Source organism: Mesorhizobium sp. LjNodule214, assembly GCF_964252735.1.
GTDB lineage: Bacteria > Pseudomonadota > Alphaproteobacteria > Rhizobiales > Rhizobiaceae > Mesorhizobium.
Map to the genome: position 1 here is coordinate 1,632,026 of NZ_CAXUPE020000001.1, position 15,580 is coordinate 1,647,605.

Annotated in this window: 10 protein-coding genes; 8 read left to right on the plus strand and 2 right to left on the minus strand. The window is 64.8% G+C overall.

Annotated elements, in window-relative coordinates; genetic code table 11:
- Positions 1–23: 23 nt before the first annotated feature.
- Positions 24–3,995, minus strand: a complete 3,972-nt coding sequence (locus tag ACSQ3Z_RS07860; RefSeq protein ID WP_436170740.1) for a peptidoglycan-binding protein — start codon at positions 3,993–3,995, stop codon at positions 24–26.
- Positions 3,996–4,452: 457 nt separating this feature from the next.
- On the opposite strand from ACSQ3Z_RS07860, the gene ACSQ3Z_RS07865 reads away from it, so the two are divergent.
- The 8 genes from ACSQ3Z_RS07865 to ACSQ3Z_RS07900 all read left to right on the plus strand — a co-directional run bounded on the left by ACSQ3Z_RS07865 (position 4,453) and on the right by ACSQ3Z_RS07900 (position 13,935).
- Entirely contained in the window at positions 4,453–4,914 is a 462-nt protein-coding gene (locus ACSQ3Z_RS07865; RefSeq protein ID WP_436171864.1) for a MerR family transcriptional regulator, read from the plus strand.
- Between the two features lie 282 nt (positions 4,915–5,196).
- A complete protein-coding gene (locus ACSQ3Z_RS07870) occupies positions 5,197–6,993 on the plus strand; it encodes an acyl-CoA dehydrogenase (RefSeq protein ID WP_436170741.1) in 1,797 nt (598 codons plus the stop codon).
- Between the two features lie 52 nt (positions 6,994–7,045).
- Complete coding sequence (locus tag ACSQ3Z_RS07875) at positions 7,046–8,218, plus strand: acyl-CoA dehydrogenase family protein (protein ID WP_436170742.1); 1,173 nt, start codon at positions 7,046–7,048, stop codon at positions 8,216–8,218.
- A 32-nt stretch (positions 8,219–8,250) separates the two neighbouring features.
- Positions 8,251–9,459 carry an acetyl-CoA C-acetyltransferase gene (locus tag ACSQ3Z_RS07880; protein WP_436170743.1) on the plus strand — a complete coding sequence of 403 codons (1,209 nt, stop codon included), beginning with the start codon at positions 8,251–8,253 and terminating at the stop codon, positions 9,457–9,459.
- A gap of 23 nt (positions 9,460–9,482) precedes the next feature.
- Entirely contained in the window at positions 9,483–11,702 is a 2,220-nt protein-coding gene (locus ACSQ3Z_RS07885; protein WP_436170744.1) for a 3-hydroxyacyl-CoA dehydrogenase NAD-binding domain-containing protein, read from the plus strand.
- Positions 11,703–11,767: 65 nt separating this feature from the next.
- Complete coding sequence (locus ACSQ3Z_RS07890) at positions 11,768–12,313, plus strand: thioesterase family protein (protein WP_436170745.1); 546 nt, start codon at positions 11,768–11,770, stop codon at positions 12,311–12,313.
- Between the two features lie 137 nt (positions 12,314–12,450).
- The gene (locus ACSQ3Z_RS07895; RefSeq protein WP_436170746.1) at positions 12,451–13,095 is read left to right on the plus strand and encodes a S24 family peptidase; all 645 of its coding nucleotides are present in this window, start codon (positions 12,451–12,453) and stop codon (positions 13,093–13,095) included.
- Entirely contained in the window at positions 13,096–13,935 is an 840-nt protein-coding gene (locus tag ACSQ3Z_RS07900) for a thermonuclease family protein (RefSeq protein WP_436170747.1), read from the plus strand.
- On the opposite strand, the gene ACSQ3Z_RS07905 is transcribed toward ACSQ3Z_RS07900, so the two are convergent.
- The gene (locus ACSQ3Z_RS07905; protein ID WP_436170748.1) at positions 13,898–15,547 is read right to left on the minus strand and encodes a lysine--tRNA ligase; all 1,650 of its coding nucleotides are present in this window, start codon (positions 15,545–15,547) and stop codon (positions 13,898–13,900) included. The genes ACSQ3Z_RS07900 and ACSQ3Z_RS07905 overlap by 38 nt on opposite strands.
- Positions 15,548–15,580 lie beyond the last annotated feature (33 nt).

The following is a 15,580-nucleotide window of genomic DNA, read 5'->3' on the forward strand; positions in this document are numbered from 1 at the left end:
TCGCGGAAGCGACGCATATGCCGTTATTTGCGCGCCAGCAGTGCCTTTACCAGATCCGCGTCGATTTCGCCGGTCGCCTTCATCTTGTTGTCGGTCTGGAAGGCTATGATCGCATCTTTGGTCTTTTGGCCCATCACACCGTCGGCGCCGCCGGCCTCGTAGCCGTTCTTGTTGAGGATGAGCTGGATGTTTTTGACCGCCTTCTTCATGTCGATGCTGGCGGTCGTCTGCGGCGTGCCATCCTGCCAGGATTCGGGGATGTCGGCCGAATTGGCCGCCTGGTCGAGCGGCTTGGCCTTCCACAGCTCGGTGGCGACGCGCGCCCGCTCCAGCTGCTCGGGCCGCAGCGCATTGGCGATCTCGTCGCGCTTGGCCGCCGCATCCTTGTCGCCGGTCTTGGCGACAAGCGCGAACCATTTGTAGGATTCCTCGAGGTTCTGCTTCATGCCGACGCCCTTGGCCGCCAGGATGCCCAGATTGAACTGGCTGTCCTTGACGCCGAGGTCGGCCGCCGCCTGGAACCAGTGCGCCGCCGATTCATTGTCGGTCACGCCGTCCGCCGCCATGGCGAACAGCACGGCCAGATTGTGCATGGCGCTGGCGTTGCCCTGCGCTGCCGCCATCTGGTACCAGGTCTTCGCCTTCTTGATGTCGCGCGCGACGCCGATGCCCTTCTCGTAGAAATTGCCGATGCGGTATTCCGCCGGCGCGAAACCGAGCTCGGCCGATTTCTCGTACCATTTGGCGGCTGCCGCCATGTCTTCCTTGACGCCGCGCGACTCGGCAAAGCGCGAGCCGACCTCGAACAGAGCCTTGGCGTCTCCGCCGGCGGCCGCATCGCGCAGCGCCTGCGGACCGGCATCGGCCGGAATGTCGATCTTGGCCGCGGCTGCAGCCGTGGCGGTATTGGCGGGAGGAACGGCACCCGTGGTGTCCTGGGCCGGGGTCGGTGCGACCGGCGGGGCAGCCATTGGCTGATTGTCCGCATCCGATGCTGCCGGTTCCGCGGCCGCAGGTGCTGACGCCGCAGTGGTTGGCTCCGCCTGATCGGAAGGCGCCGTTGAATCCATGGGGGCGGGCGCCGGCTCGGAGACGGCATCCATCGGCATATCGGCGCCTGATGGCTGGGCGGAGGCGGGTTGCGCCAGCATGTCGTCCTTGACTGTCGGCTCGGAAGGCTCCGCTTGCCTGACGGCACGGGCCGGCGCGTCCTGCACCATGGCCTCGGCCTTCGGCTCGCTTGTGGCATTGACCGATGCGGTTTCCACCGGCTGCGGGGCGATGATCGGCGCAATTTCGTTGCTGGCCACCGGCGCAGGATCGGAGAAGAAGGCTTTGCCCAGCTGCAGGCCGGCCAGCGCCAGCATGATCGCCGCCGCCGCCATCAGGATCGGCTTGCGCCGTGCCTTGAGCAGGTCGCCGATCCTGAGCGCCTTGACCGGTCCGCTCATCGTCGACTGGCGCTTCAAAGCGTCGGCTTCGGCGGCGGCGGCTTGCGCGGCGCGCCTGGCAGCGGCGATGAAATCCGACTTGGCCGCGTCGCCCTCGCTGCGCTTGACCGGCTGGCCGCGCTCGTCGCGCACGCGCTTCATGATGGCGTTGAGGTCGGGTGCGCCGGAGCCTGGCTCAAGCGGCCGGTTGGCAAGCTTCGGGTCGAGCGGCTCGTCGAGATCGACGCTCGGTACGTCGACATCGTGCGCCGAGCCGGCCAGCGGCGGCATATCCGGGTCCTTCTTGCCCCTGAAGGCGCGGGCCAGTCCGCCGAACATCGATTTCCTGCGGCCGGTCGTGTCCTTCTTGTCGGTGATCGTGTCCGAGCCGAGCGCCGCCATGGCGGCTGCGGCTGCAGCTTCCGCCGGCGTGCGCGGGGCAGGTTCGCCACGCGTAACCGGTTCGCCACGCGTAACCGGTTCGTTGCGCAGGATGGCGGCGGCGCGGCCGTCGAGGTCGGCCATGTCTCCGGTCAGCGGCAGCGGCTGGTCGATATCCATCGACGGCGCGTCCTGCACCGCGATCTTGGAGCCGCGTCCGCCCCGCTTGCCCGTTGGTTGCGGGTCCACGAGTTCGCTGACGGCCTCCATCGGTTCGCTGGTTTCCAGCGAGCCCAGGCGATCGACGATCTTGAGCAGCGTGTCGTGGATGGCCTCGAAGGTGCGCGAATTGCGCTCGTCCGAACGGCGTGTCAGGGATTCGAGCGTCTTCAGGTCCTGGGCGAGGCCGCTGACGGCCGCCGTGTTGGCACTCGTATCGGCCATCGAGCGCACCGCGCTCTCGGCCGCCTCGCGCGCCGCGCTGAGGATGGAATCGCGGGTCCCGGCCAGCGACTTCTCGATCTCGTTGAGGCGCGGGCTGATGTCCTCGAATTCCGGCAGCGGCGTGCCGGGCTTGGTCAGGTGCGCCGAAAGGCCGGAAACCTGCGCCTCCAGGCTGCGGATCAGTGCCGGGTCGATGCCGGCGACCTGCGCGGCCGACGATTCCAGCCGGCTTGAAATGTCTTCGAGCCGGCTCTCCAGGCCACGGATCGCCGCTTCGTTGGCGGGATCGGGAACCCGTGTCTCCAGGCGCTTGGCTAGAGCGGTGAAGCGGACGTCGATGGCGTCCATGATGCCGGCGCTGTCGGCTTGCGGCATGCGCTGGTCCAGCCTGTCGGCGACTTCCTCCAGCCGCCGCTCGAGATCGCGAAACAGCATGTTGCCCTGTTCGATCGCGTCGCCCTGGCGGCGTTCCATGATCCCTGACAGCGCGTCGAAGCGCTGTTCCAGACCCTGGAAGATATAGTCGGCGTCCGGCATGGCCGGCGCGCGGTCTATTCTGTCGGCGATGAGCGCGATCTGCTTGCCGAGCCGCTCCATCGCCTGTTCCGGCAGATTGGCGCGGCCGGCCAGTTCATCGACACGGTTCGACAGCATGTTGAGGCGGTCGATGACTTCGCCGCTTGGCTGAGCCTGTGTGACCTCTTCGATCTGCTGCGCCAGCGAGGCGATCCGCCTCTCGATGCGCTCGAAGGGCTCGGCATCGAAGGCGTTGGCCTGCGCCGCGACTGTCGAGGCGACGATGGCGCGTGAAATCTCGTCCAGCCGCTCGTCGATCATGCCGAACGTTTCGCTGCTGCGATTGCTCTGCTGGCTGACGAAGTGGTCGACGGCGCCGGCAAGCGTGCGGACCTTTTCCTCCAGCGACCGCAGCGACAGCGATTCCGGCAGATTGTTGACCGCACTGCTGATCTGTTCGAGCCGCTCGGTCAGCGCCGTAAGGCCGGCACCGTCAGAGCGCTTACGCTGATCGGCGTCGACGCGGTCCTCGAAAGCGCTCCAGCGGCGGTCGAAATCGTCCCAGCGACGGTCGACCGCCTGCACGCTCTCCTCGCGCGCCAGCGTGTCGAGTGCCGCCTTGACCTGCTCCACCTCGAGCCGCAGCATGTTGACGCTTCTGTCGTCGCTCTTTTCGGCCAGCGTCTGGATGGCGCCCGAAAGCCGCTCGAATTCGACGCCGAGTTCGGCGCTGCTCTTGCCCGCCTGGCCGCCCGATTGCCCGCTTGCCTGGAAGGCCAGCTCGATGTCCTTGCGCAGCGCATCGAATTCGCGCTTCAACCCGGCGGTCATCTGGTGGCGCAGTTCCTCGCGCAGGCCGCGCAATTCGCCGGCGATCTTGCCGACCACGGCGACGCTGTCCTCCTGGCCGCGCACGCGGTCGATGTCGCGCGCGATCGCCTGGTAGTTCTGGTCGAAGGCAGGTGCTGACGGCGCCGGGCTCTTCGGCCGCGGCGCGGGCTGTGGGTCCTCGTACCAGCGCTGCTGGTTATAGGGCTGGGCGCTGGCGTAACGCGGTTCGGCTGCAGGCCGGCGCGGTTCGAAACGTTCGGCGGTATCCTCGCGCGTCCGCTCCAGCCGCTGTTCCAACGTTTCCAGGGAGCGGTTCAGCTGTTCGAGCGTGGTGGTCGGCTTGCGCTGCCTGCCGGCATTGAGTGTATCGAGATAGGACCGCTTGCTGTTCATCGATGCGCCCGTGTTCAGAATGGCCGGCTCGTGACCGGATTCCCCAAAGTCCTGCCGGGAACGAAGACGACCGCGCGGTTCTGCTGCGGTGGAAGACGAGCCTCCCGGGTTTCACCCGCGCTTCGAAAAACCGTGAAAAATTCGCTACAGAATAAACACGGGTGACCGACATGCGCACATTTCACCCAACGTGGTAAACAACGCGTTAACCAAGCTTAAGAAGTTGCAACATCCTTGACGGGCTGCCTGTCGGGTGCGGCATAAAGTTCTGGCCCGAGAACGCCCTTGCGTCATGAGACGGCTATCGGTATAGCATTGACGTAAACGTAAACGGTGCGCAGATCCCGCCTTTTGCGATTTGTTTGTTGAAACCACGACTGGAAGCATGCCCCCGCTTCCACTCAGGCGACGCAAGGTCCCGGACCGCGGTGCCACCAAACGGGGAAAGCCAGTGACCATGAAACTTGTTTCGCCCGGCGAAGCCGCGGCCAATACCAATGACATACCGAGTGATGCCGGCGAGGATCTTGTCCGCATCGGCGAGATGGCCAAGAAATACGGCGTCACGCTGCGCACCTTGCGCTTCTACGAAGACAAGGGCCTTCTCAATCCGCAGCGCGACGGTTCGACCCGTCTCTACACGCGCCGCGACAGGGCAAGGCTGAAGCTGATCCTGCTCGGCCGCAAGGTCGGCTTCTCGCTGCGCGACGTCAAGCAGATGATGGATCTCTACGATCCGACCGGCTCCAACACCAAGCAGTTGCGGCTGGCGCTGGACAAATCCGAGAAGCAGCTTGCCCGCCTGCAGAAGCAGCGTGCGCTCATCGAGGACGCTATCAACGAGCTCAGCGGCTCGATGGCCGCCGTGCGGCAGATGCTCGCCGAGCGTTCGGCGCCGCAAGCCAGCGCGGCCAGCTGATCCGCCGGCATCCGGCAAACCGCCTATTGACCAATGAGAGCCGCGCGGCCCGTGCCGCGCGGCTCTTTGCGTTGCTCCCTCACGAAGAGATGCGTCCGCCGCGCTGGCGTCCTTGACGCGGGGCCGCTACCGTTCGGATGCATGGTGCCAGGGAAAATTTGTCGCAACGGCAAAAATTGACGTTTACGCAAACGTCAATTTTTGCTATCCGGGCTTCAGCATTGGTCCGTCTGCCGAGCACGGCACGATTTTGGGGCCAAGACCGCATGGTGGAGGAAACGCATGCCGATCTACAGGGCCCCGGTCCAGGACACGCTGTTCGTTCTCAACGACGTGCTGGGCTACCAGCGCTATTCCAATCTTCCCGGATTCTCCGACGCGACGCCCGACGTGGTCGAGGCGATCCTCGCCGAAGGCGCCAAGCTTGCCGAGAACGTCATGCATCCGTTGAACCGCGTCGGCGACATGGAAGGCTGCGTGCGCCATGACGACGGCTCGGTGACGACGCCGAAAGGCTTCAAGGAAGCCTTCGACCAGTACCGCGAAGGTGGCTGGATGGGGCTGGCCGCGCCGGTCGAGTTTGGCGGCCAGGGCCTTCCCTATGCGGTGCATACCGCGGTTGCCGAATATATGGTCTCCGCCAACATGGCGCTGATGATGTATCCCGGCCTGACGCAAGGGGCGATCGCGGCGATCATCACCCATGGCACCGACGAGCAGAAGGCGACATGGCTGCCGAAACTGGTCGAGGGCGCCTGGACCGGCACCATGAACTTGACCGAGCCGCATTGCGGCACCGATCTCGGCCTGCTGCGCACCAAGGCCGTGTCGAACGGCAACGGCACCTACAAGATTTCCGGCCAGAAGATCTTCATCTCGGCCGGCGAACACGACATGGCGGACAACATCGTCCATCTGGTGCTGGCCCGCATCGAAGGCGCGCCGGAAGGCGTGAAGGGCATTTCGCTGTTCATCGTGCCGAAGCTCAAGCTCGATGGCTCGGGCAATCCCGGCGAGAAGAACACGCTCTCCTGCGGTTCGATCGAGGAGAAGATGGGCATCCACGGCAATTCGACCTGCGTCATGAATTATGACGAGGCGGAAGGCACGCTGCTCGGCGAGGCCAATGGCGGCCTGAAGGCCATGTTCACGATGATGAACGAGGCTCGTCTCGGCGTCGGCCTGCAAGGGCTTTCGCTGTCGGAGATCGCCTACCAGAACGCCGTGTCCTACGCCAAGGACCGCCTGCAGGGCCGTTCGCTGTCCGGCGCCAAGGCGCCGGACAAGAAGGCCGACCCGATCATCGTCCATCCCGACATCCGCCGTTCGCTGATGACAATGAAGGCCTTCAACGAGGCCGGCCGCGCGCTGGCGCTGTGGACGGCGATCAAGTCCGACATTGCCCACCGCTCGGGCGACGACAAGGACCGCCAGTCGGCGGACGACTACACCAGCTTGCTGACGCCGGTGGTCAAGGGCGTGCTCACCGACAAGGGCTTCGACCATGCCGTCATGGCGCAGCAGGTGTTCGGCGGCCACGGCTATATCGAAGAGCACGGCATGAGCCAGTTCGTGCGCGATGCCCGCATCGCCATGATCTATGAAGGCGCCAACGGCATCCAGGCGCTTGATCTCGTCGGCCGCAAGCTCGCCCTGAACGGCGGCCGCGCCGTGCAGGCCTTCTTCAAGGAGGTCGGCGAGTTCTGCGAGGAAAACCGCGCGGACGCGAAGATGGCGCCCTTCACCAAGGCGCTGAAGAAGGGCCTCAACGACCTGCAGGCGGCGACCATGTGGCTGGTGCAGAACGGCATGGCCAAGCCCGACAATGCCGGTGCCGCCTCGACCGACTACATGCATCTCTTCGGCCTGGTGGCGCTGGGCTATATGTGGGCGCAGATGGCCAAGGCGGCCGGGGTGAAACTGGCTGACGGCGCCAACGGTTCGGCGCCCTTCTACGACAACAAGCTGGTGACGGCGCGCTTCTTCATGGAGCGGATCATGCCGGAGACGTCGGCACATCTCGCCCGCATTTCCAGTGGCGCGGACACGCTAATGGCGCTGCCGGCGGAAGCGTTCTAGGTTTGGCGGGCCGGTACAGCCGGCCCACAATTGTCGGAACGCGGAGGAAATCGTGGCGACAAATCCAGCCGAAGTTCTTGGCCTGCCGAAGCCCGCCTGGGCGGCGGACGAGGTCGGCATGCTCTACGACATGGCGCATCGCTTCATGTCGGAAGAAATCGCGCCGCGCTATGATGAGTTCGAGAAGAACGAGATGGTCGATCGCGAGAGCTGGCTGAAGGCCGGTTCGGCCGGCCTGCTCTGCGCCTCGATGCCGGAGGAATATGGCGGCTCAGGCGGCACCTTCGCGCATGAGAGCGCCATCATCGAGGCGATCGGCCATGTCGGCGTCGACGGTTTCGGCATCGGCCTGCACAATTCGATCGTCGCTCCCTACATCCTCCACTACGGCTCGGAGGAGCAGAAGAAGAAGTGGCTGCCGAAGCTGGCGACCGGCGAATTGATCGGCGCCATCGCCATGACCGAGCCAGGCGCCGGCTCGGACCTGCAGGGCGTCATGACGCGTGCCGAAAAGGACGGCAACCAGTACAGAATCAACGGTTCGAAGACCTTCATCACCAACGGCCAGCTTGCCAATTTCGTCATCGTCGTCACCAAGACCGATCCGGCCAAGGGCGCCAAGGGCACCTCGCTGATCGTCGTCGAGACCGACGAGGTCGATGGCTTCGAGCGCGGCCGCAACCTCGACAAGATAGGGCTCAAGGCCAACGACACGTCGGAACTGTTCTTCAACGACGTGCGCGTGCCGACCGCCAACCTTCTCGGCCACGAGGAAGGCCAGGGCTTCATCCAGTTGATGCAGCAATTGCCGCAGGAGCGGCTGCAGATCGGCACCGGGGCGATTGCCATGATCGAGCGTGCACTGGCGCTGACCATCGACTACGTCAAGGAGCGCAAGGCCTTCGGCAAGGCGATCATCGACTTCCAGAATACCCAGTTCAAGCTCGCCGAGCTGAAGACCGAAGCCACCATCGGCCGCGTCTTCTACAATGACTGTGTTGCCCGTCACGTCGCCGGCGGCCTCGACCCGGTGACCGCATCGATGGCCAAATACTGGCTCTCCGACCTGCAGGGAAAAGTGGTCGACGAATGCCTTCAATTGCATGGCGGCTATGGCTACATGAATGAATATCCGATCGCCCGCATGTACCGCGATGCCCGCGTCCAGCGCATCTACGGCGGCACCAACGAGATCATGAAATTGCTGATCGGACGCTCTCTCTGAGCAGCTTTTCAGCAAACCCAAGGAGCATGAAAATGGCCGAAGCTTATGTCTACGACGCCGTGCGCACACCGCGCGGCAAGGGCAAGAAGGATGGCTCGCTGCACGAGGTGCCGGCGGTGCGGCTGGGCGCCAAGGTGCTGGAAGCGCTGCGCGACCGCAACGGGCTCGACACCGGCACTGTCGACGACATCATCTTCGGCTGCGTCGACCCGGTCGGCGAGGCGGGCTCGGTCATTCCGCGCGCCGCCGCCTTTGAGGCCGGCTACGACACCAAGGCACCCGGCATGCAGATCTCGCGCTTCTGCGCTTCCGGTCTCGACGCCATCAATTTCGGCGCCGCCAAGATCGCGCAAGGCGCCGACGAGATCGTCATTGCCGGCGGCGTCGAATCGATGTCGCGCGTCGGCATGGGCGCCTCCGGCGGCGCCTGGTTCATGGACCCTTCCGTCGGCCTGCCCGGCTGGTTCGTGCCGCAAGGCATCTCGGCCGACCTGATCGCCACCAAATATGGTTTTTCGCGCGATGACGTCGACGCCTATGCGGTCGAGAGCCAGAAGCGCGCCGCCAAATCCTGGGCAGACGGCCGCTTCAAGAATTCGGTGATCCCGATCAAGGACCAGAACGGCCTCACCATCCTCGACCATGACGAGCACATGCGGCCGTCGACCGACATGCAGTCGCTGGCCTCGCTCAACCCGTCCTTCGTCATGCCCGGCGAAATGGGCGGCTTCGATGCCGTCGCGGTGCAGAAGCACCCCGAGGTGGAAGAGGTCAACCACGTTCACCATGCCGGCAATTCGTCCGGCATCGTCGACGGTGCCGCTGCCGTGCTGCTCGGCTCCAAGAAGGCCGGCAAGGCGATGGGGCTGAAGCCGCGCGCGCGCATCCGCGCCTTCGCCAACATCGGCTCCGAGCCGGTGCTGATGCTGACCGGCCCGGTCGACGTCACCGAGAAGCTTTTGCAGCGCGCCAAGATGAAGCTGTCGGACATCGACCTGTTCGAGCTCAACGAGGCCTTCGCCTCGGTAGTGCTCCGCTACATGCAGGCCTTCGACATCCCGCATGACCAGATCAACGTCAATGGCGGCGCGATCGCCATGGGCCATCCGCTTGGTGCCACCGGCGCGATGATCTTCGGCACCGTGCTGGACGAGCTGGAGCGCCGCGACCTCAACACCGCGCTGGTGACGCTGTGCATCGGTGCCGGCATGGGCACCGCAACCATCATCGAACGCGTCTGATTTTCGGCCGGAAGGAGAAAGACATGACCTATACAAACTTCACGGTTGAGACCGACACCGACGGCATTGCGCTGGTCACCTGGGATATGCCCGACCGCTCGATGAACGTCTTCACCGAAGAGGTGATGAACGAACTCGACAAGATCATCGACCAGGCGGTGGCCGACGCCGGCATCAAGGGCGCGGTGATCACCTCGGGCAAGGACAGCTTCTCGGGTGGCGCCGACCTGACCATGCTGCAGAAGATGCTGACGGTCTTTGCCAAGGAGAAGTCCAAGGACCCGGAGAAGGCGGCCAGGCTGCTGTTCGACAATGCCGGCCGCATGACCGGCCTGTTCCGCAAGCTGGAGACGTCGGGCAAACCCTGGGTGTCGGCGATCAACGGCACCTGCATGGGTGGCGCCTTCGAACTGTCGCTGGCCTGCCATGGCCGCGTTGCCGCTGACTCAGACAAGGTCAAGATGGCCTTGCCGGAAGTCAAGGTCGGCATCTTCCCCGGCGCCGGCGGCACCCAGCGCGTGCCGCGGCTGACCGATCAGCAGCAGGCGCTGCAGATGCTCACCACCGGCCAGACGCTGTCGCCGCAGAAGGCGAAGTCGATGGGCCTGATCCATGAGATCGCCGAACCCAAGAACCTTGTCGAGACCGCCAAGGCGATGATCAGGAACGGCCTGAAGGCCGTCCAGCCGTGGGACGAGAAGGGTTTCAAGCTGCCCGGCGGCCAGATCTACTCGCCCGCCGGCTTCAACCTGTGGCCGCCGGCCATCGCCATCCTGCGCCGCGAGACCTATGGCAATTATCCGGCCGCCGCCGCCATCCTGAAATGCGTCTATGAAGGCCTGCTGGTGCCGTTCGACACCGGATTGCGCATCGAGCAGCGCTATTTCACCGAGATCATGCAGAGCAAGGAAGCGGCGGCGATGATCCGCTCGCTGTTCGTGTCGCTGCAGGAGCTGAACAAGGGCGCCCGCCGCCCGGCCGGCGTGCCGGAAACCAAGTTCAAGAAGATCGGCATTCTCGGCGCCGGCTTCATGGGCGCCGGCATCGCCTATGTCACGGCCAAGGCCGGCATCCCGGTGGTGTTGCTCGACCGCGACATGGAGTCCGCCGAGAAGGGCAAGGCGCATTCCGACAGCCTGGTGTCGGACCAGGTGAAGAAGGGCCGCGCCAAGCCCGAGGAGAAGGACAAGCTCCTGTCGCTGATCACGCCGACAGCCGACTATGCCGACCTCGCCGGCTGCGACCTGGTGGTCGAGGCAGTGTTCGAGGATTCGGCCGTCAAGAAGGCCGCCACCGAACAGGCGGAAGCCGTGCTGAAGCCGGCGGCGATCTTCGCTTCGAACACCTCGACCATTCCGATCACCGCGCTGGCCAAGAATTCGGCCCGGGCGAAGAACTTCATCGGCATCCACTTCTTCTCGCCGGTCGACAAGATGATGCTGGTCGAGATCATCCTCGGCAAGAAGACCGGCGACAAGGCTTTGGCCACCGCGATCGACTTCGTGCGCGCCATCAAGAAGACGCCGATCGTCGTCAACGACACGCGCGGCTTCTATGTCAATCGTTGCGTGCTCCGCTACATGTCGGAAGCCTACAAGATGCTGATCGAGGGCGTCCCGGCGCCGATGATCGAGAACGCGGCAAAGGCCGCCGGCATGCCGGTCGGCCCCTTGGCGCTGACCGACGAAACGGCGATCGATCTTGCCCAGAAGATCATGAAGCAGACCATCAGGGATCTCGGCGATAAGGCCGTCGACCCCAAGCAGATGGCGCTGATAAACACCATGGTCGACACGCACGGCCGCGCAGGCCGCAAGAACGGCAAGGGCTTCTACGACTATCCGGCGAAGCCGGCCAAGAAGAAGCTGTGGCCTGGCCTGAAGGACCTCTATCCGCAGCTCAAGCCGGAAAAGGTCGACTATGAGGAGCTGCAGCAGCGCCTGCTGGTCACCATCGCCCTGGAAGCCGCAAGGGTGATGGAAGAGGGCATCGTCACCGATCCGCGCGAGGCCGATGTCGGCTCGATCCTCGCCTTCGGTTTCGCCCCCTTCACCGGCGGCGCGCTGTCCTACATCGATGGCATCGGCGCGAAGCAGTTCGTCAAGATCGCCAAGGGCCTGCAGAAGAAGTACGGCGCCGAGTTCAAGGCGCCTAAGCTGCTGCTCGACATGGCCGAGAAGGGCGAGACCTTCTACGGTCGTTTCGACCCCTATGCGAAGGGCGAGGTGAAGAAGGCCGCCTGACGCATGCGCAGGATCAAGGGTGTTGCAGCGTCCCTTGCGCGTCCAATAGGACGCGCGGCGCTGTAATGTATGTCTGGGCGCGTATGGCGCGCATGATGGCCACGGCATCTCGCCGTGGCCCCTATCAGATAGGCGGCGAGAGCCGGCTAGCCTTTCGCTGCCTGCCGACCGATATCGACTTCAACAGCCATCTCAACAATGCGCGCTACATGATGCTGGCCGATCTCGGACGCATTGACATATTCCTGCGCGCCGGCCTGATCGCACTGGCGCGCAAGAATGGCTGGGCGCCGATGATCGGCGGGCTGCAAACGACCTATGTACGCGAGATCCGGTTGTGGCGGCACTTCGAGGTGGTGTCCTCGATCGAGACCTGGGAAGGCACGCAGGTCATCGGCAAGCACCGTTTCGTGCTCGACAATGGCGAAACGGCTGCGCTGATCATGACCACGGGCGGCGTTTACGATCGTCGCGGTCGCCGCTTTCTCGACATTGACGAGGTTGTGGCTGCGCTTGGCCGTTCTGCTCAACCACGCCCACCCACCGAGGCCGAGCGGATGTTCATGGCCTCCCATCAGGGCCTGCGCGGCCTGGCCAAGGGACTGGCCTGATCAGGGCTGGCCGCGCGCGCGGCGAGCCACGTGCGGCGCTGTCGCTTTGTTGATGATCCGCCGCCTGGCGGGTGGACAATCGAGCGGTTGCGGACTAGAAAGGAAAGGTATTTTTTCCTGTTCCGGAGGAGAGCAAAGTGCTCTCGCATGATCGCGTCTGGGCCGCCATCGATGCTCTCGCCGAGCGCTATTCGCTGTCGGCCTCGGGCCTGGCAAGGCGCGCGGGTCTCGATTCGACCGCCTTCAACAAGTCCAAGCGGCTGTCCTCGGATGGGCGCCCGCGCTGGCCCTCGACCGAATCGCTGGCCAAGATCATCGAGGCGACGGGTGCTTCGCTCGACGAATTCACCGGCCTGGTCGAGGGCCGCGACAAGACCGGCCTCGCGCCCGCGCGGCGGCCTTCGGTGCCGCTGCTCGGCTTCGCCCAGGCCGGCGCAGGCGGCTTCTTCGACGATGCCGGCTTTCCGGCGGGGCAGGGCTGGGATCTGGTCGAGCTGCCGGCGCAGGCGACCGAGACGTCCTATGCGCTGCAGGTGCAGGGCGATTCCATGCTGCCGCTCTACCGCAATGGCGATGTGCTGATCGTCGAGCCGGGCGCCGCCACCCGCAAGGGCGACCGTGTCGTCGTCAAGACCAATGCCGGCGAGGTGATGGCCAAGGTGCTGGATCGCCATACGACGAAGTCGATCGTGCTGATCTCGCTCAATCCCGAGCATCCGGATCGCGATATCCCGATGCGCGATGTCGAATGGGTGGCGCGGATCGTCTGGGCAAGCCAGTAGGTGCGGCTGTTCCATCTCTCCATAGCCGTCCTGGCGGTCCCGGCGATGGCGGCGCTGGTCGTCACCGGCGGTCGTACCGTGCAGCGTGGCGAAGGCAGCGGCACCGTCACTGTCGATCAGATCGAGCCAGACGTCGACGCCGCGCCCGAGGAGCCGGCCACCTCGGCCATCCCAGGGCCGCAGCCGATAATGCCGGCACCCCATTCCAGGTCGATCGATCCCGATATCGTGGCGCCGCCGCCGCTCACCGCCGAGGAACTCGAGCGGGCCGAACCGCGCGCGCCGTTGAGCGACCTTGCGCTGGCCGGCCCGCCCAAGCTGAAAATGCCCGACGACTGGAACGGCACAAAGCTGTTTCAGCCGGTGGCGTTAGCCGCCGGCGTGATCGAGGCGAAGGGTTATTCGGTGGCGCTTTCGGGTGTCGATGTCGTCAGACAGGACGAGACCTGCGCCGATGACGGCGGCAGGTCCTGGCCTTGCGGCATCCGGGCGCGCACGGCGTTCCGCGCCTTCCTGCGCGGCCGTGCAGTGGTCTGCACCGTGCCGCCCGAGGGCGGCCGCGACCTGATCACCGCCGAATGCCGCATCGGCAAGCAGGATGTCGGGCAATGGCTGGTCGAGAACGGCTGGGCCCGCGCCGCCGAGGGCGGTCCCTATGCCGAGGCCGGCGAGAAGGCGCGCGCGGCAAAAAAGGGCATTTTCGGATCGGCGCCAAACCTTTCCGGCCTGCCGCCGGTTCCGCCGGCACCGAGCCCCGCGCCTCAGGCGCCGGGCTCGATACTGCAGGAAGAGAACGGCGACCTTACGCCGCTAGCTGACCAGCCAGCGCCCGCCCAATGAGTGCGCGCGTTTCGGTTATGCCATAGAGCGCCGCGAAGGACCCGAAGCGCGGACCGCGCTCCTGGCCGATCAGCACCTGGTAGATCATCTGGAAGAAGGCGACGGAAACACCCGGCCCACCTTCCGGGCTCTGCTTCGAATGGTCCTGGTAGCGCTCGATCCGGCGCGCGACGTTGAGCGCCGCGTTCTGGATCGCCTCGCCATCGGCGGCGGCCGGCAATGCGGCGAGCGCCTCCGAGAGCTTGCCCAGCGCTTCGCGCTCCACCGTGTCGGCGGCGCGGTAGACCTTGGCCGGCTTCACGAAATCGTCGAAGTAGCGGATCGCATAGCCCGTCAGCCTGTCGAGTTCGGGATGCGTCGTCGGCGTCACGCCCGGCGCATGGCGCGAGATGAAGCCCCACAGAACATCCTTGTTCTGGGCGTTGGAAGCGCTGACCAGATTGAGCAGCAGCGAGAACGGCACCGGCAGGTCGATGGCGGGCGGGTTGCCGTCATGCATGTGCCAGACCGGATTGCCCAGCCGCTCCTTCCAGTCCTGCCGCGGATAGGCGGCGAGGAAAGTGTAATACTCGTCGACGGTCCGCGGGATGACGTCGAAATAGAGCTTCTTGGCCTGCCGCGGCCGCTGGTACATGTAGAGACCGAGGCTTTCCGTCGGCGCATAGGCCAGCCACTGATCGATGGTGATGCCGTTACCCTTCGACTTCGAAATCTTCTGGCCGTTCTCGTCCAGGAACAGTTCGTAGACGAAATGCTCCGGCGCCCGTCCGCCCAGGATGTTGCAGATGCGGTCGTAGACCACCGCATTCGTCTGGTGGTCCTTGCCGAACATTTCGAAATCGACGCCCAGCGCCGCCCAGCGCATGCCGAAGTCAGGCTTCCACTGCAGCTTCACATTGCCGCCCTTGATCGAAAGCGTGGTTTCGGTGCCTTCATCGTCGAAGGTGATGGTGCCGGCCTTGGCGTCGACATGCTTCATCGGGACGTAAAGCACGCGGCCGCTCTTCGGCGAGATCGGCAGGAACGGGCTGTAGGTAGCCTGGCGCTCCGACCCAAGCGTTGGCAGCATCACCGCCATGATCTCGTCATAGCGTTCGGCCGCGCGCAGCAGCACCGCGTCGAAACGGCCGGCCTTGTAATACTCGGTCGCGCTGGCGAATTCGTAGTCGAAGCCGAACGTGTCCAGGAAGCGGCACAGCATCACGTTGTTGTGGTCGGCGAAGCTTGCATAATCGCCGCCGAACGGATTGGGCACCGACGACAGCGGCTGGTGCAGATAAGGCTCGAGTGCTGCGCGATCGGGCACACTGTCGGGGATCTTGCGCATGCCGTCCATGTCGTCGGAGAAGCACAGCAGCTTGGTCTTGACCGCGTCCCTGGTCAGCACGCGGAAGGCGTGGCGCACCATCGAGGTGCGCGCGACCTCGCCGAAGGTGCCGATATGCGGCAGGCCGGACGGCCCGTAGCCGGTCTCGAACAGGACGGTCTGCGGAAAGTCCGTGTTCTTATAGCGCTCGATGATCTTTTTGGCTTCCTCGAACGGCCAGGCCTTGCTTTCGGCCGCCGCCACAAGCGTCTCGGGATTGAGATCGATGATGTTTGATCCCGCCATGTCACTGTTTCCAAGTCGTTCGCCGGCGCCGCC

Coding starts and splice junctions, on each gene's coding strand:
- ACSQ3Z_RS07885 (WP_436170744.1), top strand. CDS start 9,483: ATGACCTATACAAACTTCACGGTTGAGACCGACACCGACGGCATTGCG.
- ACSQ3Z_RS07880 (WP_436170743.1), top strand. CDS start 8,251: ATGGCCGAAGCTTATGTCTACGACGCCGTGCGCACACCGCGCGGCAAG.
- ACSQ3Z_RS07860 (WP_436170740.1), bottom strand. CDS start 3,995: ATGAACAGCAAGCGGTCCTATCTCGATACACTCAATGCCGGCAGGCAG.
- ACSQ3Z_RS07905 (WP_436170748.1), bottom strand. CDS start 15,547: ATGGCGGGATCAAACATCATCGATCTCAATCCCGAGACGCTTGTGGCG.
- ACSQ3Z_RS07870 (WP_436170741.1), top strand. CDS start 5,197: ATGCCGATCTACAGGGCCCCGGTCCAGGACACGCTGTTCGTTCTCAAC.
- ACSQ3Z_RS07890 (WP_436170745.1), top strand. CDS start 11,768: ATGTATGTCTGGGCGCGTATGGCGCGCATGATGGCCACGGCATCTCGC.
- ACSQ3Z_RS07865 (WP_436171864.1), top strand. CDS start 4,453: ATGAAACTTGTTTCGCCCGGCGAAGCCGCGGCCAATACCAATGACATA.